Below are 19,279 nucleotides of genomic sequence, written 5' to 3' on the forward strand. Positions count from 1 at the left end.
ATGGGACTAAAGTCACAACCCATATGCAGATTTGCAGGGCGCGCGAAGGCGCCCCATAACGGTGCAAAGTCTCTAGAATAGGCCACTCTTTTTCCCCACCGAGCAACCCATGGACATCGATCAGGCCCGTACCTTTCTGGAAGTCGTGCGCTGCGGCAGCCTGGTCGCCGCCGCCGAACGCCTGTTCGTGTCGCAGACGGCCATTACCGCCCGGGTGCAGCGCCTGGAGCAGCAACTGGGTTGCCAGCTGTTCGTGCGCAGCCGCAATGGCGCCAGCTTGACCAGCGACGGCGAAGCCTTCGTCAGTTATGCCAACCAGCTGGTGCAGACCTGGGAGGCGGCGCGCCGTGACCTGCCGCTGCCCCAAGGCTGCCAGCAGGTGCTGCATGTGGGCAGCGAGGTGAGCCTGGGCAACCCGATGCTGCTCGACTGGGTCAGCGCCTTGCATCGCGAGTTGCCCAGCCACGCGATCCGCAGCGAGGTGAGCGATGGCGAGTCGCTGTTGCGCAAAGTGGAGATGGGCCTGCTGGACGCGGTACTGGTGTATCAACCTACCTACGGCCCGGGCCTGCAGGTAGAGCAGTTGATGGAGGAGAAGCTGATCCGCGTGCGCCGGGTCGATCGGCCCGAACCGTACATCTACATCGACTGGGGCGAGGCCTTTCGCCGCCAGCACGATGCCGCCCTGCCCGACTGCGCCCGCCCGGCGCTGAGCTTCAATCTCGGGCCGCTGGCCCTGCAGTTCATCCTCGACCAGGGTGGCAGTGGCTATTTCCGTACCCGCGTGGTGCAGGCCTACCTGGACAGCGGGGTGTTCGAGCGAGTACCGCAGGCGCCGGAATTCACCTACCCGACCTACCTGGTGTACCCGCGCGAGCGTGACAGCGAAGCTTTGCAACAAGCCTTCGCGGTGTTGCGCCGGCTGGTGGAGGCCGGCGCCAGCGATTGGTCACAACGCTGGGACCCGGTGATCTGAAACGCGGTCGGCGGCACTGAGCAACTGACGCTTGAGGCCGGCGATCAGGTCGGTCTGGGTAATCACGCCCACCAGCTGCTCGCCGTCGAGCACCGGCAGGCAATGCAGGCCTTGCTCGCACAACAGCGGCAACAGGCGTTCAAGCGGGTGCTGGCTGCTGACACTGACGACACGCCGGCTCATCACCTGCTCCATGCGCACCGCCTTGCGACCGAACAGGCCACGCCAGCTGAACTGCCCCCGTTGCATGGCCGGGCCGACCAAGTCGCTGAGGCTGACGATGCCCACCAGTTTGCCCTGCTTCAGCACGGGCAAGGTTTTCAGGTGGTGGCTGGTGAGCATTTTCCAGGCCTGCTCCAGGGTGGTGTCGGGGCCGGCGAACTGCACATCGCGGGACATCACCGAGGCGGCGGTGATGCCACCCAGGCTGCGCTGCAGGGCGTGCTGCTCGGTGGCCAGAATGATGCGCTCGAGCTCGTCGCGGGTGACGTCGACGAATTCGCCCAACTCTTCCAGGGCCTGGTCCAGGTCCGCGCCGCGGATGCCGACCCGCTCGCTGGGCAGCGGGTCGTGGGTGTGGTGCAGGTCTTTGCGCGGCGCCTTGCCTTTGGGGTAGTGCACGCCGGTCAGGCGGTTATACAGCACCGCTACCGCCACCAGGATCAGCGCATTGAGCAGCACCGGCTCAAGCAAGTGGTCGCCCATGGCTGTCAGTCCCGAGTCGGCCAGCACCGCACTGACCGCCACGCCACCTCCTGGTGGGTGTAGGCAGCGCAACAGGCACATCACCAGCAGCGACAGGCCCAGGGCCACGGCGGCGACCCACAGCTCGGCGCCGAAGCCCTCGCGCATGACCAGGCCCACCGCGCCGGCCAGGGCATAGCTGCCGAGCACCGGCCAGGGCTGGGCCAGCGGCCCGGAATGCACGGCAAACACCAGTACCGCCGAAGCGGCCAGCGGGCCGAGCAAGTGCAAGGCGATGCTGGGCCCGTAGGCCAGGCTGGTCAGCCAGCCGGCCAGGAACAGGCCGAGCAACGCACCGATACCGGCACGCAACCATTGTTTGGGAGGGATGTTCAGGGGCGCAGGCAACAGCCGCTGCAGACGACTTTCGGAACGCGAGGCAGGCATTTAGGTGATCGTATCGGTATTTTTTGGATTTAAAAGAAAGCCCAGCCGAATTGGCCTGGGCCCTAGAAGGGGCTCCGTCCGTGGAGAGATGGAAACCGCAGGGTTTCTTGAAGGGGATTGTGCCGGGAGGGAGTGGGCTTGGGCCAATTCAAAAAAATGCGGCTGTACTGCAATATTTTTGCAGTGCTGTTACGGGCCCTATCGCCGGCAAGCCGGCTCCCACAGGTACAGCGCCTGCTTCAAGTGCGGTGACATCCCTGTGGGAGCCGGCTTGCCGGCGATAGGGCCAGCGCGGATCAACGCCCCTTGCGCGGCAATTCGATACTCGCCCGCAACCCGCCCAAAGGGCTCTCCAGCAAGGCCAGCGACCCACCCCAGGCGTCGACGATATCCCGCACGATCCCCAGCCCCAACCCATGCCCGTCAACCTGCTCATCCAGCCGCGACCCCCGCTCCAGCACCTGCAGGCGCTGGCTTTCAGGAATCCCCGGGCCATCATCGTCGACCCACACCTGGTAGCCATCCTCAGTAGGCGCAATCCCCAGCCGCACCTCGCTGTCCGCCCATTTGCATGCGTTGTCCAACAGGTTGCCAAGCAGCTCCAGGAAATCCTCGCGATCCCACGGCAGCAGCAGCCCCGGTGGTACATCACGCGTCAGCAGCAGCCCTTCGCCATGGATCATCCCCAGGGTGGCGAGCAGCCCCGGCAACTCGGCGTCACAGTCGAACTGGGCCCCCGGCAGCGCATCACCCGCCAGTCGCGCGCGGTTGAGTTCGCGCGCCAGGCGCTGCTGAATCTGCTCCAGCTGCTCGCGCAGTTGCGTGCGCACCTCGGGCAAGTCCTTGAGGCGCTCGCTGGATGCCAGGCTCAGCAGCACTGCCAGCGGCGTTTTCAACGCATGGCCGAGGTTGCCCAGGGCATTGCGCGAGCGGCGCAGGCTGTCTTCGGTATGGCTGAGCAGGTGGTTGATCTGGCCCACCAGCGGCGCCAGCTCGCTGGGCACCTCGGCATCCAGTTGCGAACGCTGGCCCTGCTGCAGCTGGGCGATCTGTTGGCGGGCGCGCTCCAGCGGGCGCAGCGAGCGGGTCACGGTGATGCGCTGCAGAACCAGCACCAGCAGCAACGCCACCAGCCCCATGCCCAGGCCGATCTGCTGCAGGCGCCGGAAGCTTTCGCGCACCGGCGAATAATCCTGCGCCACGCTGATGGTGATGTTCTGGCCCAGGCGTCGATAGTCGGCGCGCAAGGCCAGCAATTGCTGCCCTTCCGGGCCCAGCTCGTGGCTGTCGGAAAGCCCGGGCGCGGCCGGCTTGGGCATGTCCAGGTCCCACAGTGAACGGGAGCGCCAGGTGCCCTGCTCGAAATCGATGCGGAAATAGTAGCCCGAGAACGGACGCTGATAGGCAGCGGAAACGCGTCGCTCATCCAGCTGCAGGCCCGAAGGCCCACGCACCAGTGCCACCAGCAGATTTTCGCTTTCCTTGCGCAGGCCGTTTTCCAGGTAGCGCTGCAAGCCGGCTTCGAACAGCCACAGGGTGAGTTGCGCCAGCACCACGCCGACCACCACCAGCACGGCCACCAGGCCCAGGCTCAAACGTGCCTGGATCGACTTCATCCGACGTTACCGGCGTACAGGTAGCCTTGCCCGCGGCGTGTCTCGATGACACTGCGGCCCAACTTGCGGCGCAGATGGTTGACATGCACTTCGAGCACATTGGAATCGCGCTCGGTTTCGCCGTCGTACAGGTGCTCGGCCAGGTGGCTCTTGGAGAGGATCTGCTGCGGGTGCAGCATGAAGTAGCGCAACAGGCGGAACTCGGCAGCGGTCAGCTGGATATCGACACCGTCGCGGCTCACGCACTGGCGGCTTTCATCCAGGTGCAGGCCGGCAGCCTCGAGCGTTGGCTGGTTGGCCAGGCCCCGGGCACGGCGCAACAAGGCCTGGATGCGCAGTTGCAGCTCCTCTGGATGAAACGGTTTGCTCAGGTAGTCGTCGGCCCCGGCCTTCAGGCCCTCGATCCGCTCGGCCCACGAGCCGCGCGCAGTAAGGATCAACACCGGGGTAACCAGGCCGCCGGCCCGCCACTGGGTCAGCACGTCAAGGCCCGGCAACCCCGGCAGGCCGAGGTCGAGAATGATCAGGTCGTAGGGCTCGCTCTGGCCCTGGTACACCGCATCACGGCCATCGGCCAGCCAATCCACGGCGTAGCCCTGGCGCTGCAGCCCCGCGATCAGTTCGTCGGCCAGTGGCACGTTGTCTTCGACAAGCAACAGGCGCATTCAGTCGTCTTCCTCGTCTTTGAGCAGGGCGCCGGTGCTGGCATCGAGCTTGATCTCGCGCACCACGCCCTGAGGGGTCAGCAGCTCGACTTCATACTGGTAACGGTCATCGTCCTGTTCCAGCTCCGCCTCCAGCAAACGCGCCCCGGGGTAACGCCCCAGGGCGGTTTCCAGCAGTTGTTCGAGCGGCAGGATGATGCCTTGCTGGCGTAGCTTGAGCGCTTCGTCCTGGTCCAGGTCGCGGGCCATGGTCAGGGAACAGACGGCCAGCAGCGAAAGCGCCAGGTAACGCGCCGGCCGGGGCACGTGGATCATCAGCTGTCTCGCGCGTCCTTGAGCACTTCACCGGTCTTGGCGTCCAGGTCGACGTCCCATTCCACGTTCTGCGCGTCGCGCAGCTCGACCTTGTAGATCAAGCGGCCGTATTCGTCTTCGAGCTCGGAATCGGTGACCGTGGCGCCTGGGTGCTTGGCCACGGCGGCGGCCTTGAGCTCATCCAGCGACTTGATGGTCTTGGCGTTGACCAGCTTGACCACTTCATCCGGCTGGACGTCTTTGGCGAATGCCGCGTTGGCACCCAGGGCAAGGGCGGCGGCAGTGAACAGGGCAGTGAGGGTTTTCATGTGTGCTCTCCTGAGGGACGTACAAGTTGTCTACGGGGTTAAGATTACCCCGTGGTCCTTAATTCAACCTGAAAACAGCTGGCGCCATGATAGCGCAGCTTGGGACCGCGTCGCCTTGATCGCCGGCAAGCCGGCTCCCACACGTTCTGTATCCTGCGCGGTCAGTGTGGGAGCCGGCTTGCCGGCGATAAGGCCCTCAGACACCCTATAATCACCCGCCTGTTGCCCCCGAGATCCGTCATGAGCGCCATTCACATCAAGTACCCCGCCCTGACCTTCAAGGCCGGCCACCGCGCCCTGCGCCAGATCCGTGAACGCGGCTTGCGGGCCGAGGACGTCGGTGTATTGCCAGGCGCGGCCGGCGGGCCGAAACCGTTGGGCATCCAGGGCCTGGACCTGGCGCTGTTCGGCGAATGGTTGCCATCGGCACCCCGCCAGCGCGCGTTGATCGGCGCCTCGATCGGCTCCTGGCGCTTCGCCAGTGCCTGCCTCGACGACCCGGTGGCGGGCATCCGCCGGTTGGGTGAGCTGTACACCGAGCAGGATTTTGCCAAGGGTGTAACGCCGACCGAGATCAGCCGCAGTTGTCAGCACATGCTCGACGACCTGCTGCAAGGCCGCGATGGGCAGATCCTCGCCAATCCTCACTACCGCCTGAACATTCTGGTGGTGAAGAGCCACGGGCAGCTCGCCCATGACCACCGCGGACGCCTGGGGATGGGCCTGTCGTCGGTCATTGCCAGCAATTTGCTGGGCCGTTCGCGCCTGGCCCGGCATTTCGAACGCATCATCCTGCACGACGAGCGCGCTGCCCCGCCCCTCGACGCCCTCACCGACTTCCCCTCGCGCTGCCTGCCGCTGGACCTGGCCAACCTGCGCCATGCGCTGCTGGCTTCAGGCTCGATCCCGATGGTGATGGAGGGCGTGCGCGACATTCCCGGTGCCGGCGCCGGCACCTACCGCGATGGCGGCTTGCTCGATTACCACCTGGACTTGCCGTACCGCGGCGACGACCTGGTGCTCTACCCGCATTTCACCGACAAAGTGGTGCCTGGCTGGTTCGACAAGGCCCTGCCGTGGCGCAAGGGCGATGCCACGCGCCTGCAGAATGTGCTGTTGATGACCCCTTCAGCGCAGTACCTGGCCGCCCTGCCCTTCGGTAAGCTGCCCGACCGCAACGACTTCAAGCGCTTCATGGGCGACGCGCCGAGCCGCAAGCGCTACTGGTACAAAGCCATTGCCGAAAGCCGGCGCCTGGGCGACGAACTGCTGGAGCTGATTGCCACCGGGCGGCTGCATGAACGCCTGCAAGCCTTGTAGCGGCCATGCTGGTAGACTGCGCGCAACATTGATTCACACAGAGTTATGACAGCGTGGAAATCTTCAAGGAATTTACGTTCGAATCGGCCCACCGCCTGCCCAACGTCGTCGCCGGGCACAAGTGCGGCCGCCTGCACGGTCACTCGTTCAAGGTGGCTCTGCACCTGACCGGGCCGCTCGATCCACACACTGGCTGGATCCGCGATTTTTCCGAGATCAAGGCGATCTTCAAGCCGATCTACGAGCAGTTGGACCACAACTACCTGAACGACATTCCTGGCCTGGAGAACCCGACCAGCGAAGTGATCGCCAAGTGGATCTGGGATCAGGTCAAGCCGCTGCTGCCTGAGCTGTCCAAGGTGCGCATCCACGAGACCTGCACCAGCGGGTGCGAATATACCGGCGACTGATCCGGCATATTCACGGGCCCTATCGCCGGCAAGCCGGCTCCCACAGGGATATCACTGCGCTTGAAGCCTGTGCTTTACCTGTGGGAGCCGGCTTGCCGGCGATAGGGCCAGCAGCCCCACCACAAGGCCTCAGCCCTGCCCGTCACCCACGGCATCGCGCAGGAAGCTCGGCGCGATATAACGCTGGTAATGCGCCTCGGAAAGCAGAAAGAACTCGCGATCGATCGCATCGCGCAACTGCGGCAGTTCCCAGTCGCGAAACTCCGGCAGCAACACCATCCCATACGCCTCAAGGTCACGAATCATCCGCGCCCCGCGGGCGATCAGCTGATAGGCCCAGCAATATTCCGACTGCTGCTCGACATAACGGATCGAGCGCTGCTGCAGTTGCTGACGCAACAGGCCTTTGTCGAACACCTCCAGCTTGGCCATCATCACCTGCGCCAGCAGTTGCTCCAGACGCAGCCATACGGCGCGCTTCTGCTCGTCGTCGTAACCGTTCCAGTGGATCACTTCATGGTGAAAACGCTTGCAGCCACGGCACACCGTGTCTCCGTACACCGTGGAGCACAGGCCGACGCAAGGGGTCTTGATGGATTGGTTGGACATGAAAAAACAACGGCTTGGCGATGGAACACAGGCCCATGTTAGCCCTTTGTCTAACCAGGGTCACCCGTTAAAGTCTCGTCCAGCGCCTTACCTTCCGGATTTTTTTGCCGTAGAATCATCCCGCCTTTTCTAAGGCAACAATGTCCGTTGGAAGCTGTTTTCAAAGCGTCACGAGCACAGTTAATCCGGTAGAACGGCGTTGGCCCGGGACATGCCCCCTCGCATGCCCGCGCCAGCCCTCATCCCTCCCCGTTCTGCAGGCGTAAAACTTTGAAAGCAGCTTCTGTAAGGATTCTCTGCGACCCTGGCTGGGCGGCCCACAAAGCCGTGATAGCGCATGGGTGCATGGAATGCTGGATGAGCGTCCCGGACTCCCTTTAGGGACCACTGATGAGGGTAATAACTGTGCTTGAAGCCTACCGCAAACACATCGAAGAGCGTGCCACCCTGGGCATCGTGCCCCAGCCGCTGAACGCCGAACAAACTGCAGGCCTGGTCGAGCTGCTGAAAAACCCGCCGGCCGGCGAAGAAGCCTTCCTCGTAGACCTGATCACCAACCGCGTTCCGCCAGGCGTGGACGAAGCTGCCTACGTCAAGGCCGCCTTCCTGTCCGCCATCGCCAAGGGCGAAGCCAAGTCGCCGCTGATCGACCGCAAGCACGCCGCCGAGCTGCTGGGCACCATGCAGGGCGGCTACAACATCGAGACGCTGGTCGCGCTGCTGGATGACGCCGAACTGGGCGCCGTCGCGGCCGAACAGCTCAAGCACACGCTGCTGATGTTCGACGCCTTCCACGACGTGGCCGAAAAAGCCAAGGCTGGCAACGCCCACGCCAAGGCCGTGCTGGACTCCTGGGCTGCCGGCGAGTGGTTCACCTCGCGTCCGGCCATCGCCGAGAAGTACACCCTGACCGTGTTCAAGGTGCCTGGCGAAACCAACACCGACGACCTGTCGCCTGCTCCGGACGCCTGGTCGCGCCCTGACATCCCGCTGCACGCCCTGGCCATGCTGAAAATGGCCCGTGACGGCATCGAGCCGCAGCAGCCAGGTTCGGTTGGCCCGCTGGCCCAGATCGAAGCGGTCAAGGCCAAAGGCTTCCCGGTCGCCTACGTCGGTGACGTGGTCGGTACCGGTTCCTCGCGTAAATCCGCCACCAACTCGGTGCTGTGGTTCTTCGGCGACGACATCCCTTACGTGCCGAACAAGCGCGCCGGTGGCTTCTGCTTCGGCACCAAGATCGCCCCGATCTTCTACAACACCATGGAAGACGCCGGCGCCCTGCCGATCGAATTCGACTGCACCAACCTGGCCATGGGCGACGTCATCGACGTTTACCCGTTCAAAGGTGAAGTACGCCGTCACGGCAGCGACGAACTGGTTACCAGCTTCCAGCTGAAAACCGAAGTGCTGCTCGACGAAGTCCGCGCTGGCGGCCGTATCCCGCTGATCGTCGGCCGTGGCCTGACCGAAAAAGCCCGTGCCGAACTGGGCCTGAGCCCTTCGGACCTGTTCAAGAAGCCAGAGCAGCCTGCAGACAGCGACAAGGGCTTCACCCTGGCGCAGAAGATGGTCGGCCGTGCCTGCGGTCTGCCAGAAGGCCAGGGCGTGCGCCCAGGTGCCTACTGCGAGCCGAAGATGACCACCGTCGGTTCCCAGGACACCACTGGCCCGATGACCCGCGACGAACTGAAAGACCTGGCGTGCCTGGGCTTCTCCGCTGACCTGGTCATGCAGTCGTTCTGCCACACCGCGGCCTATCCGAAGCCGATCGACGTCAACACCCACCACACCCTGCCAGACTTCATCCGCACCCGTGGCGGCGTGTCGCTGCGTCCAGGCGACGGCATCATCCACAGCTGGCTGAACCGCATGCTGATGCCTGACACCGTGGGTACCGGTGGCGACTCGCACACCCGCTTCCCGATCGGCATCTCGTTCCCGGCAGGCTCGGGCCTTGTGGCCTTCGCCGCCGCCACCGGCGTCATGCCGCTGGACATGCCAGAGTCGATCCTGGTGCGCTTCAAGGGCAAGCTGCAGCCGGGTATCACCCTGCGTGACCTGGTGCATGCCATCCCTTACTACGCCATTCAGAAGGGCCTGCTGACCGTCGAGAAGAAAGGCAAGAAGAACGCCTTCTCCGGCCGCATCCTGGAAATCGAAGGCCTGGACGAACTGACCGTCGAGCAAGCCTTCGAGCTGTCTGACGCCTCGGCCGAGCGTTCCGCTGCAGGTTGCACCATCAAGCTGCCAGAGAAGGCCATCGCCGAGTACCTGACCTCCAACATCACCCTGCTGCGCTGGATGATCGGCGAAGGCTACGGCGATGCCCGCACCCTGGAGCGCCGCGCCCAGGCCATGGAAGCCTGGCTGGCCAAGCCTGAGCTGCTGTCGGCCGACGCCGATGCCGAATACGCTGAAATCATCGAAATCGACCTGGCCGACGTCAAGGAGCCTGTGCTCTGCGCGCCGAACGACCCGGACGATGCCCGCCTGCTGTCTTCGGTACAGGGCGAGAAGATCGACGAAGTGTTCATCGGTTCGTGCATGACCAACATTGGCCACTTCCGTGCCGCCGGCAAGCTGCTGGAGAAGGTCAAGGGTGGCATTCCGACCCGTCTGTGGCTGGCTCCGCCCACCAAGATGGACGCTCACCAGCTGACCGAAGAAGGCTACTACGGCATCTACGGCAAGGCCGGTGCGCGCATGGAAATGCCAGGCTGCTCGCTGTGCATGGGTAACCAGGCACGTGTGCAGACCGGTTCGACCGTGGTCTCCACTTCGACCCGTAACTTCCCGAACCGCCTGGGCGACGCTACCAACGTGTACCTGGCATCGGCGGAGCTTGCTGCTGTCGCTTCGATCATCGGCAAGCTGCCGACCGTCGAAGAGTACATGCAGTACGCCAAGGACATCGACAGCATGGCTGCCGACGTCTACCGCTACCTGAGCTTCGACCAGATCGCCGAGTTCCGCGAAGCGGCAGCCAACGCCAAGATCCCAGTGGTCCAGGCGTAAGCTGAGTTGTAGGTTGTAAAGAAAGCCCCGGCAGAAATGCCGGGGCTTTTTTGTTGCCTGTACTGGCCCTATCGCCGGCAAGCCAGCTCCCACAACGCGGTCGGCGTGGGAGCTGGCTTGCCAGCGATAGGGCCAGTACAGACAGCTCAAATCACGAACAGGTCGACAAACCTGTGTACCGCCGTGCCCTCCAGCTTCTGCTGATCCTTGCACAGCGCAAAAATCGCCTCACACCGCTGCCGCGCAAAGCGCGTCGCCAGGTTCTCCCTGAACTTCGCCTCCAGCATCGGTATGCCCTCCTCCCGCCGACGCCGATGCCCGAGCGGATACTCCACCACCACCTGCTCGGTGCTACTGCCATCCTTGAAGAACACCTGCAACGCATTGGCAATCGAACGCTTGCCCGGCTCCAGGTATTCGCGACTGAAACGCGGGTCTTCGACCACCTCCATCTTCTCGCGCAGCCGGTCGATACTCGGATGTGCGGCGTGGAAAGCGTCCTCGTAATCCTCGGCCTCCAGACGCCCGAAAATCAGCGGCACCGCCACCATGTACTGCAGGCAGTGATCGCGGTCGGCGGCGTTGGCCAGTGGGCCGACCTTGGAGATGATGCGGATCGCCGACTCCTGGGTGGTGATCACGATACGGTCGATCTCATGCAGGCGATTGCGCACCTGTCGGTGCAAGGTGAGCGCCGCCTCGCAGGCGGTCTGGGCATGAAACTCGGCAGGGAAGCTGATCTTGAACAGAACGTTTTCCATCACGTAGCTGGCCAGAGGCTGCGGCAGGCTCAGCTCATGCTTGCCGGCCGGCTTGAGTGCCAGGTCCTTGTTGGTGTGGCTGAACGACACGTCATAGAAACCCCACTGCGGCGCCGTCAGTACGCCAGGCACCCCCATCTCGCCGCGCAGCGCGATATCGGCCAGGCGCACGCCGCGGCTGGAGGCATCGCCTGCGGCCCATGACTTGCGCGAGCCGGCGTTGGGCGCATGGCGATAGGTGCGTAGCGCCTGGCCGTCGACGAAGGCATGGGACAACGCTGAGAGCAGTTGCTCGCGATTGGCACCCATCAGCTTGGCGCACACGGCCGTGGACGCCACCTTGACCAGTATCACGTGGTCCAGGCCGACCCGATTGAACGCGTTCTCCAGCGCCAGCACACCCTGAATCTCGTGGGCCATGACCATGGCTTCGAGCACTTCACGCATCATCAGCGGGGCTTCGCCATTGGCCACGTGCTTTTGCGACAGGTGATCGGCCACTGCCAGGATGCCACCGAGGTTGTCCGAGGGATGGCCCCACTCGGCCGCCAGCCAGGTGTCGTTGTAGTCCAGCCAGCGCACGGTGCAGCCGATGTCCCAAGCCGCCTTGACCGGGTCCAGGCGGTAGGCGGTGCCGGGGACCCGGGCGCCGTTGGGGACGACGGTGCCTTCGACCAAAGGGCCGAGGTGCTTGGTGCATTCGGGGAAGCGCAGGGCCAGCAGGCCGCAGCCTAGGGTGTCCATGAGGCAGTTGCGCGCGGTGTCCAGGGCCTCTGGGGATTCGACTTGGTAGGTGAGGACGTAGTCGGCGAGGGTTTGTAGCACCCGGTCGTAGTCCGGGCGGTCGTTCAGGTCCACGTTGGCGCTCATCATTCGCTCCCTTTGGAAAAGCCGGGGCTGCTACGCAGCCCTTTCGCGACACAAGGCCGCTCCTACAGAAGCGGCGCCGCCCCCTGTAGGAGCGGCCTTGTGTCGCGAAAGGGCCGCAAAGCGGCCCCAGCCATCGAAAGCCGAGCGCCAGTAGTGCGTTAGAAGCAGTCGCCAGGTACGCGCACCCAGCCTTCCATCAGCACGCGAGCACTGCGGCTCATGATTGCCTTGGTCACCGTCCACTCGCCGTTCACCTGACGCGCCTCGGCGCCTACCCGCAACGTGCCGGACGGATGCCCGAAACGCACGGCGCTGCGCTCGCCCCCGCCCGCGGCGAGGTTGACCAGCGTGCCCGGAATGGCAGCAGCGGTACCGATGGCCACCGCAGCGGTGCCCATCATTGCGTGGTGCAGCTTGCCCATGGACAACGCACGCACCAGCAGGTCGATGTCACTCGCCGCGACAGCTTTGCCACTGGAGGCAGTGTAGGTGCTTGGCGGCGCAACGAAAGCGACCTTCGGCGTGTGTTGACGCCCGGCAGCCTGGTCGACGTGCTCGATCAGGCCCATGCGCACGGCGCCGTAGGCGCGGATCGTTTCGAAACGGGTCAGTGCCTGCGGATCACCGTTGATCGCTTCCTGCAGCTCGGTGCCGGTGTAACCGATATCGGCGGCATTGACGAAGATGGTCGGGATGCCAGCGTTGATCAGGGTGGCCTTGAAGCAGCCGACGCCAGGCACTTCCAGGTCATCCACCAGGTTGCCGGTGGGGAACATGGCGCCGCCGTCACCATCTTCGTCGGCGGCAGGGTCAAGGAATTCAAGCTGCACTTCGGCCGCCGGGAAGGTGACACCGTCGAGCTCGAAATCGCCGGTTTCCTGCACTTCACCTTCAGTGATCGGCACGTGGGCGATGATGGTCTTGCCGATGTTGGCCTGCCAGATGCGCACGGTGGCCACGCCATTGCGCGGGACACGGGCTGGGTCGACCAGGCCGCTGCTGACGGCGAACGAGCCGACGGCGGCGGAAAGGTTGCCGCAGTTGCCGCTCCAGTCGACGAAGGCCTTGTCGATGGAGACCTGGCCGAACAGGTAGTCCACATCGTGCTCGGGCTTGATGCTGGACGAGAGAATCACGGTCTTGCTGGTGCTCGAGGTAGCCCCGCCCATGCCATCGATCTGCTTGCCGTAGGGGTCGGGGCTGCCGATCACCCGCAGCAGCAGCGCGTCACGGGCCGGGCCAGGGACCTGGGCGGCTTCGGGCAGGTCTTGCAGGCGGAAGAACACGCCCTTGCTGGTGCCGCCACGGATGTAGGTGGCGGGGACTTTGATCTGGGGTACATGTGCCATGGGGTGTTTCCTGTCTTGAAGGTAAGTCGCCTCTTGGGGGTGCTGCGCACCCCAATCGCTGGCAAGCCAGCTCCCACAGGTACAGCGCTCGCCTCAGGCCAGCGCAATCCCTGTGGGAGCCGGCTTGCCGGCGATGGGCTGCAAAGCAGCCCCGCTACCCTTAGGCCGAAGCTTCGAGGAAGTCCTGGGCAAAGCGCTGCAACACGCCGCCCGCCTCGTAGATCGACACCTCTTCAGCGGTATCCAGGCGGCAAGTCACCGGCACCTCGATGCGCTCACCGTTGGCCCGGGTAACCACCAGCGTCAAGGTCGCACGCGGCGTGCGCGCCCCCAGCACGTCGTAGGTTTCGCTGCCATCCAGGCCCAGGGTCTTGCGATCGGTCCCTGGCTTGAATTCCAGCGGCAACACGCCCATGCCCACCAGGTTGGTGCGGTGAATGCGCTCGAAGCCTTCGGCGACGATCGCCTCGACACCCGCCAGGCGCACACCCTTGGCCGCCCAGTCGCGGGACGAACCTTGGCCATAGTCGGCACCGGCCACGATGATCAGCGGCTGCTTGCGTTCCATGTAGGTCTCGATGGCTTCCCACATGCGGGTCACCTTGCCTTCCGGCTCGATACGCGCCAGCGAGCCCTGCTTCACGCTACCGTCTTCCTTGCGCACCATCTCGTTGAACAGCTTGGGGTTGGCGAAGGTCGCGCGCTGTGCGGTCAGGTGGTCGCCACGGTGGGTCGCGTAGGAGTTGAAGTCCTCTTCCGGCAGGCCCATTTTCGCCAGGTACTCGCCTGCCGCGCTGTCGAGCATGATGGCGTTGGACGGCGACAGGTGGTCGGTGGTGATGTTGTCCGGCAGCACTGCCAGCGGGCGCATGCCACGCAGGGTACGCTCACCGGCCAGGGCGCCTTCCCAGTATGGCGGACGACGGATGTAGGTACTCATCGGGCGCCAGTCGTACAGCGGTGCCACTTTCGGCCCACGGTCTTCTTCGATGGCGAACATCGGGATGTAGACCTTGCGGAACTGCTCAGGCTTCACCGCCGCACGCACCACGGCGTCGATCTCTTCGTCGCTCGGCCAGATGTCCTTGAGGCGGATTTCCTTGCCGTCGACCACGCCCAGCACATCCTTCTCGATGTCGAAGCGGATGGTACCGGCAATCGCATAAGCCACCACCAGAGGCGGCGACGCGAGGAACGCCTGCTTGGCGTAAGGGTGGATACGCCCGTCGAAGTTGCGGTTGCCCGACAGTACGGCAGTGGCGTACAGGTCGCGGTCGATGATCTCCTGCTGGATCACCGGGTCCAGCGCACCGGACATACCGTTGCAGGTGGTGCAGGCAAAGGCGACGATGCCGAAGCCCAACTGCTCCAGTTCCTTCTCCAGACCCGCCTCTTCCAGGTACAGCTGCACAGCCTTGGAGCCCGGTGCCAGCGACGACTTGACCCACGGCTTGCGGCTCAGGCCAAGCTTGTTGGCGTTGCGCGCCATCAGGCCGGCGGCAATCACGTTGCGCGGGTTGCTGGTGTTGGTGCAGCTGGTGATGGCAGCGATGATCACCGCGCCGTCAGGCATCTGCCCAGGCACTTCTTCCCAGGCGCCGGCGATACCTTTGGCCGCCAGGTCGCTGGTGGCGACACGGGCATGCGGGTTGGACGGGCCAGCCATGTTACGTACCACGCTCGACAGGTCGAACTGCAGCACACGCTCGTACTCGGCGTTGGCCAGGCTATCAGCCCACAGGCCGGTGGCCTTGGCATAGGTTTCCACCAGCTTGACCTGCTGCTCTTCACGGCCGGTCAGCTTGAGGTAGTCGATGGTTTGCTGGTCGATGGCGAACATGGCCGCAGTGGCGCCGTATTCCGGGGCCATGTTGGAGATGGTCGCGCGGTCGCCCAGGGTCAGGGCACGTGCGCCCTCGCCGTAGAATTCAAGGTAGGCACCGACCACTTTCTGCTTGCGCAGGAACTCGGTCAGGGCCAGCACCAGGTCGGTGGCGGTGATGTTCGGCGCCAGCTTGCCGGTCAGCTCGACGCCGACGATTTCCGGCAGGCGCATCCACGAGGCGCGGCCGAGCATGACGTTCTCGGCTTCCAGGCCACCGACGCCGATGGCGATCACGCCCAGGGCGTCGACATGCGGGGTGTGGCTGTCGGTGCCGACGCAGGTGTCCGGGTAAGCCAAGCCGCGGTCGTTATGGATGACCGGCGACATCTTCTCCAGGTTGATCTGGTGCATGATGCCGTTGCCGGGCTGGATCACGTCGACGTTCTTGAACGCCTTCTTGGTCCAGTTGATGAAGTGGAAGCGGTCTTCGTTGCGACGGTCTTCGATGGCGCGGTTCTTCTCGAACGCTTGCGGGTCGAAACCACCGCACTCGACGGCCAGCGAGTGGTCGACGATCAGCTGTACCGGTACCACCGGGTTGACCTGGGCCGGGTCGCCGCCTTTGTCGGCGATGGCGTCACGCAGGCCGGCGAGGTCGACCAGGGCGGTCTGACCGAGGATGTCATGACACACCACACGGGCTGGGAACCAGGGGAAATCGAGGTCGCGTTTGCGCTCGATCAGCTGGCTGAGCGAGGCGTCGAGTGTGGCTGGGTCACAGCGGCGCACCAGGTTCTCGGCGAGCACGCGGGAGGTGTAGGGCAGGCCGTCGTAGGCGCCGGGCTTGATCGCCTCGACTGCCTGACGGGCGTCGAAGTAGTCCAGGTCGGTGCCTGGCAGGTTCTTGCGAAATGCAGTGTTCATATCGTTATCAGGCTCGGTCACGGTGCGGTCGTGGAATTCATGGCTCTGGGGTGCCGGCTCCGGCCTCATCGCCGGCAAGCCGGCTCCCACAGGGGGGGGTGGCGTACAGCCCTTGAGGCGGGCGCTGTACCTGTGGGAGCCGGCTTGCCGGCGATGAGGCCAGCACAGGCTGGCCCAGTATCAGCGCTGCTCGATCGGCACGAACTGGCGCTGCTCGACGCCGACATACTCGGCGCTCGGGCGGATGATGCGGTTGTTGGCGCGCTGCTCGAAGACGTGCGCCGCCCAGCCGGTCAGGCGCGAGCAGACGAAGATCGGGGTGAACAGCTTGGTCGGAATGCCCATGAAGTGGTACGCCGAGGCATGGTAGAAGTCGGCGTTGGGGAACAGGCGCTTCTGGTCCCACATGGTCTTGTCGATGGCCTCGGAGACCGGGTACAGGACCTTGTCACCGACTTCGTCGGCGAGCTGCTTCGACCAGCCCTTGATCACTTCGTTACGCGGGTCGGACTCTTTGTAGATGGCATGGCCGAAGCCCATGATCTTGTCCTTGCGCTCAAGCATGGCCAGCAGCTCGGTGACCGCTTCCTGCGGGCTCTGGAAGCGCTCGATCAGCTCCATGGCCGCCTCGTTGGCACCACCGTGCAGCGGGCCGCGCAGCGAACCGATGGCAGCGGTGACGCAGGAGTACAGGTCGGACAGGGTCGAGGCACACACACGGGCGGTGAAGGTCGAGGCGTTGAATTCGTGCTCGGCGTAGAGGATCAGCGAGACGTTCATCACCTTGACGTGCAGCTCGCTCGGCTTCTTGCCGTGCAGCAGGTGCAGGAAGTGGCCGCCGAGGGTGTCTTCGTCGCTGGTGCAGTCGATACGCACGCCTTGGTGGGTGAAGCGGTACCAGTAGCACATGACAGCCGGGAACAGCGCCAGCAGGCGGTCGGTCTTGTCGCGCTGGGCCTCGAAGGTCAGCTCGGGCTCCAGGGTGCCGAGCACCGAGCAACCAGTACGCATCACGTCCATCGGGTGAGCATCGCCCGGGATACGCTCGAGCACTTCCTTCAGCGCCTGGGGCAGGTCGCGCAAGCCTTTGAGCTTGTGCTTGTACTCGGCCAGCTGGGCCTTGTTCGGCAGCTCACCGTACAGCAGCAGGTAGGCCACTTCTTCGAATTCGGCACCGGCAGCCAGGTCGCGGACGTCGTAGCCACGGTAGGTCAAGCCGGCACCGGCCTGGCCAACGGTCGACAGCGCGGTCTGGCCGGCCACCTGGCCGCGAAGGCCTGCGCCGCTGAGTACTTTTGCTTCGGCCATGGTGTTTCTCCTTTCTTGAATTTGTTATGGAATCTTTTCTGGCTAATTCGGGGTGGCTGTACCGGCCCTATCGCCGGCAAGCCGGCTCCCACAGTTAGAGCGTTGGAGCCGGCTTGCCGGCGATGAGGCCAGCAAAGGCTTAACCTTTCTTCTGCGCAAACAACGCATCCAGGCTCTGCTCAAAGGCGTGGTAGCCGATAGCTTCGTAGAGCTCCATGCGGGTCTGCATGGTGTCGATCACGTTCTTCTGGGTGCCGTCACGGCGCAGCGCGGTGTAGACATTCTCGGCCGCCTTGTTCATGGCGCGGAACGCCGACAGCGGGTACAGCACCAGCGACACGTCGACCTCGGCCAGTTCCTGGGTGGTGTACAGCGGCGTGGCACCGAATTCGGTGATGTTGGCCAGGATCGGTGCCTTCACGCGGTCGGCGAAGGTCTTGTACATCGCAAGCTCAGTGATGGCTTCCGGGAAGATCATGTCGGCACCGGCCTCGATGCAGGCGGCGGCACGGTCCAGGGCGGAGTTCAGGCCTTCCACTGCCAGGGCATCGGTACGCGCCATGATCACGAAGCTGTCATCGGTACGGGCGTCCACGGCCGCCTTGATGCGGTCGACCATCTCCTGCTGGGAGACGATTTCCTTGTTCGGCCGGTGACCACAGCGCTTGGCGCCCACCTGGTCTTCGATATGGATGGCGGCAGCGCCGAACTTGCACATCGAACGCACGGTGCGCGCAACGTTGAAAGCCGAAGAGCCAAAGCCGGTGTCGACGTCCACCAGCAGCGGCAGGTCGCAGACATCGGTGATGCGACGCACGTCGGTCAGCACGTCGTCCAGGCCGGTGATGCCCAGGTCCGGCAGGCCCAGGGAACCCGCAGCGACACCGCCACCGGAGAGGTAGATGGCCTTGAAGCCGGCGCGCTTGGCCAGCAGTGCGTGGTTGGCGTTGATGGCGCCGACCACTTGCAGCGGATGTTCGGCGGCAACGGCGTCGCGGAAACGCTGACCTGGAGTGCTCTTCACAGTCATTTCTCACCTCTTGGGCTGTTGTTGTGAGCGTCCAGATAGTGACGCTCGATATTGCGCTTGGATGCACCGATGTGGCGGCGCATCAGGAGTTCAGCCAGCTCGCCGTCACGGTCGGCGATGGCATCGAGAATGCGGTGGTGCTCGGCAAAAGCCTGGTGCGGCCGATTGGGCGTGGCGGAGAACTGGATCCGGTACATGCGCACCAGTTGGTACAGCTCGCCGCAGAGCATCTTGACCAGGGTCTGGTTGCCGCTGCCCTGGATGATTCGGTAGTGGAAGTCGTAGTCGCCTTCCTGCTGGTAGTAGCCCAGGCCGGCCTGAAACGCGGCATCGCGCTCGTGGGTGTCGAGCACCCGGCGCAACTCCTCGATCTCGGCCTGGCTCATGCGCTCGGCGGCAAGGCGGCAGGCCATGCCTTCGAGCGACTCGCGGATTTCGTACAGTTCGATCAGCTCGGCATGGTTGAGCGACACCACCCGTGCCCCGACATGCGGCACCCGCACCAGCAGGCGCTGACCTTCGAGACGGTGAATGGCCTCGCGCAGCGGGCCGCGGCTGATGCCATAGGTACGCGCCAGCTCAGGCTCGGAGATCTTGCTGCCTGGGGCGATGTCACCTTTGACGATGGCGGCCTGGATGCGCCGGAAGACATTCTCCGACAAGGTTTCCGTTTCGTCTGATGGTGCGAGGCTTGGGTCGCTGAGGTCCAGCATATTGTCGACACCTTGATAATCAATGGTGCAGAAATTAGCGAATCCAGCGCCGCCAGTCAAAGACAAAATGAATATTGTCGACAATCGTCTAAGAACGAACTTACCCGGTCGCCGCGCTGTCAGATCGCGACGCG

General features: G+C 64.2%; 16 protein-coding genes. 4 read left to right on the forward strand and 12 right to left on the reverse strand.

The genetic code is table 11. From position 1 onward, the window contains the following. Window positions 1–109: 109 nt before the first annotated feature. Window positions 110–976, forward strand: a complete 867-nt coding sequence (locus ACIPZB_RS23500; RefSeq protein WP_400642943.1) for a LysR family transcriptional regulator — start codon at window positions 110–112, stop codon at window positions 974–976. Here ACIPZB_RS23500 and ACIPZB_RS23505 read toward each other — a convergent pair. From ACIPZB_RS23505 to ACIPZB_RS23525, 5 genes are all read right to left on the reverse strand, one after another. Further along, window positions 950–2,107: an HPP family protein gene (locus tag ACIPZB_RS23505; RefSeq protein ID WP_400642944.1), complete on the reverse strand. Its 1,158-nt coding sequence runs from the start codon at window positions 2,105–2,107 to the stop codon at window positions 950–952. The two genes, ACIPZB_RS23500 and ACIPZB_RS23505, sit on opposite strands and share 27 nt — an antisense overlap. A 296-nt stretch (window positions 2,108–2,403) precedes the next feature. Continuing rightward, on the reverse strand, window positions 2,404–3,723 hold the full coding sequence (locus ACIPZB_RS23510; RefSeq protein WP_400642946.1) for a sensor histidine kinase: 1,320 nt from the start codon (window positions 3,721–3,723) through the stop codon (window positions 2,404–2,406). Next, window positions 3,720–4,388, reverse strand: a complete 669-nt coding sequence (locus tag ACIPZB_RS23515; protein WP_008096038.1) for a response regulator transcription factor — start codon at window positions 4,386–4,388, stop codon at window positions 3,720–3,722. The genes ACIPZB_RS23510 and ACIPZB_RS23515 overlap by 4 nt, the downstream gene beginning before the upstream one ends. After that, on the reverse strand, window positions 4,389–4,703 hold the full coding sequence (locus ACIPZB_RS23520) for a PepSY domain-containing protein (RefSeq protein WP_400642947.1): 315 nt from the start codon (window positions 4,701–4,703) through the stop codon (window positions 4,389–4,391). Further along, entirely contained in the window at window positions 4,703–5,011 is a 309-nt protein-coding gene (locus tag ACIPZB_RS23525; RefSeq protein ID WP_400642949.1) for a PepSY domain-containing protein, read from the reverse strand. Before ACIPZB_RS23525 ends, ACIPZB_RS23520 begins: the two co-directional genes overlap by 1 nt. A 240-nt stretch (window positions 5,012–5,251) precedes the next feature. Between ACIPZB_RS23525 and ACIPZB_RS23530 the strand changes: the two genes are divergently transcribed. Both ACIPZB_RS23530 and queD read left to right on the forward strand, forming a co-directional pair. Beyond that, window positions 5,252–6,331: a patatin-like phospholipase family protein gene (locus tag ACIPZB_RS23530; protein WP_400642951.1), complete on the forward strand. Its 1,080-nt coding sequence runs from the start codon at window positions 5,252–5,254 to the stop codon at window positions 6,329–6,331. Between the two features lie 53 nt (window positions 6,332–6,384). After that, window positions 6,385–6,741, forward strand: coding sequence for a 6-carboxytetrahydropterin synthase QueD (queD, locus tag ACIPZB_RS23535; protein WP_400642953.1), 357 nt, complete (start codon window positions 6,385–6,387; stop codon window positions 6,739–6,741). 129 nt (window positions 6,742–6,870) lie between these two features. Here the strand turns inward: queD and ACIPZB_RS23540 are convergent, their stop codons facing one another. Further along, on the reverse strand, window positions 6,871–7,350 hold the full coding sequence (locus tag ACIPZB_RS23540) for a DUF1289 domain-containing protein (RefSeq protein WP_400642954.1): 480 nt from the start codon (window positions 7,348–7,350) through the stop codon (window positions 6,871–6,873). A 405-nt stretch (window positions 7,351–7,755) separates the two neighbouring features. Between ACIPZB_RS23540 and acnB the strand changes: the two genes are divergently transcribed. Next, complete coding sequence (acnB, locus tag ACIPZB_RS23545; RefSeq protein WP_400643031.1) at window positions 7,756–10,365, forward strand: bifunctional aconitate hydratase 2/2-methylisocitrate dehydratase; 2,610 nt, start codon at window positions 7,756–7,758, stop codon at window positions 10,363–10,365. 146 nt (window positions 10,366–10,511) lie between these two features. Here acnB and prpD read toward each other — a convergent pair whose 3' ends face one another. The 6 genes from prpD to ACIPZB_RS23575 all read right to left on the reverse strand — a co-directional run bounded on the left by prpD (window position 10,512) and on the right by ACIPZB_RS23575 (window position 19,145). Continuing rightward, on the reverse strand, window positions 10,512–11,996 hold the full coding sequence (gene prpD / locus ACIPZB_RS23550) for a 2-methylcitrate dehydratase (protein WP_400642955.1): 1,485 nt from the start codon (window positions 11,994–11,996) through the stop codon (window positions 10,512–10,514). A gap of 158 nt (window positions 11,997–12,154) precedes the next feature. After that, window positions 12,155–13,345, reverse strand: a complete 1,191-nt coding sequence (gene prpF, locus ACIPZB_RS23555; protein ID WP_400642956.1) for a 2-methylaconitate cis-trans isomerase PrpF — start codon at window positions 13,343–13,345, stop codon at window positions 12,155–12,157. A 160-nt stretch (window positions 13,346–13,505) separates the two neighbouring features. Then, window positions 13,506–16,094 carry a Fe/S-dependent 2-methylisocitrate dehydratase AcnD gene (acnD, locus tag ACIPZB_RS23560; protein WP_400642957.1) on the reverse strand — a complete coding sequence of 863 codons (2,589 nt, stop codon included), beginning with the start codon at window positions 16,092–16,094 and terminating at the stop codon, window positions 13,506–13,508. A gap of 180 nt (window positions 16,095–16,274) precedes the next feature. Next, window positions 16,275–17,402 (reverse strand): 2-methylcitrate synthase, encoded by a 1,128-nt coding sequence (prpC, locus tag ACIPZB_RS23565; protein ID WP_400642958.1) that lies wholly within the window; start codon window positions 17,400–17,402, stop codon window positions 16,275–16,277. 139 nt (window positions 17,403–17,541) lie between these two features. Beyond that, the gene (gene prpB / locus ACIPZB_RS23570; protein WP_400642959.1) at window positions 17,542–18,432 is read right to left on the reverse strand and encodes a methylisocitrate lyase; all 891 of its coding nucleotides are present in this window, start codon (window positions 18,430–18,432) and stop codon (window positions 17,542–17,544) included. Further along, window positions 18,429–19,145 carry a GntR family transcriptional regulator gene (locus tag ACIPZB_RS23575; RefSeq protein ID WP_400642960.1) on the reverse strand — a complete coding sequence of 239 codons (717 nt, stop codon included), beginning with the start codon at window positions 19,143–19,145 and terminating at the stop codon, window positions 18,429–18,431. The genes prpB and ACIPZB_RS23575 overlap by 4 nt, the downstream gene beginning before the upstream one ends. Window positions 19,146–19,279: the final 134 nt, after the last annotated feature.

Origin of the sequence: Pseudomonas sp. NPDC089396, assembly GCF_044749545.1 — a bacterium.
In the GTDB taxonomy this organism is placed as follows: Bacteria; Pseudomonadota; Gammaproteobacteria; order Pseudomonadales; family Pseudomonadaceae; genus Aquipseudomonas.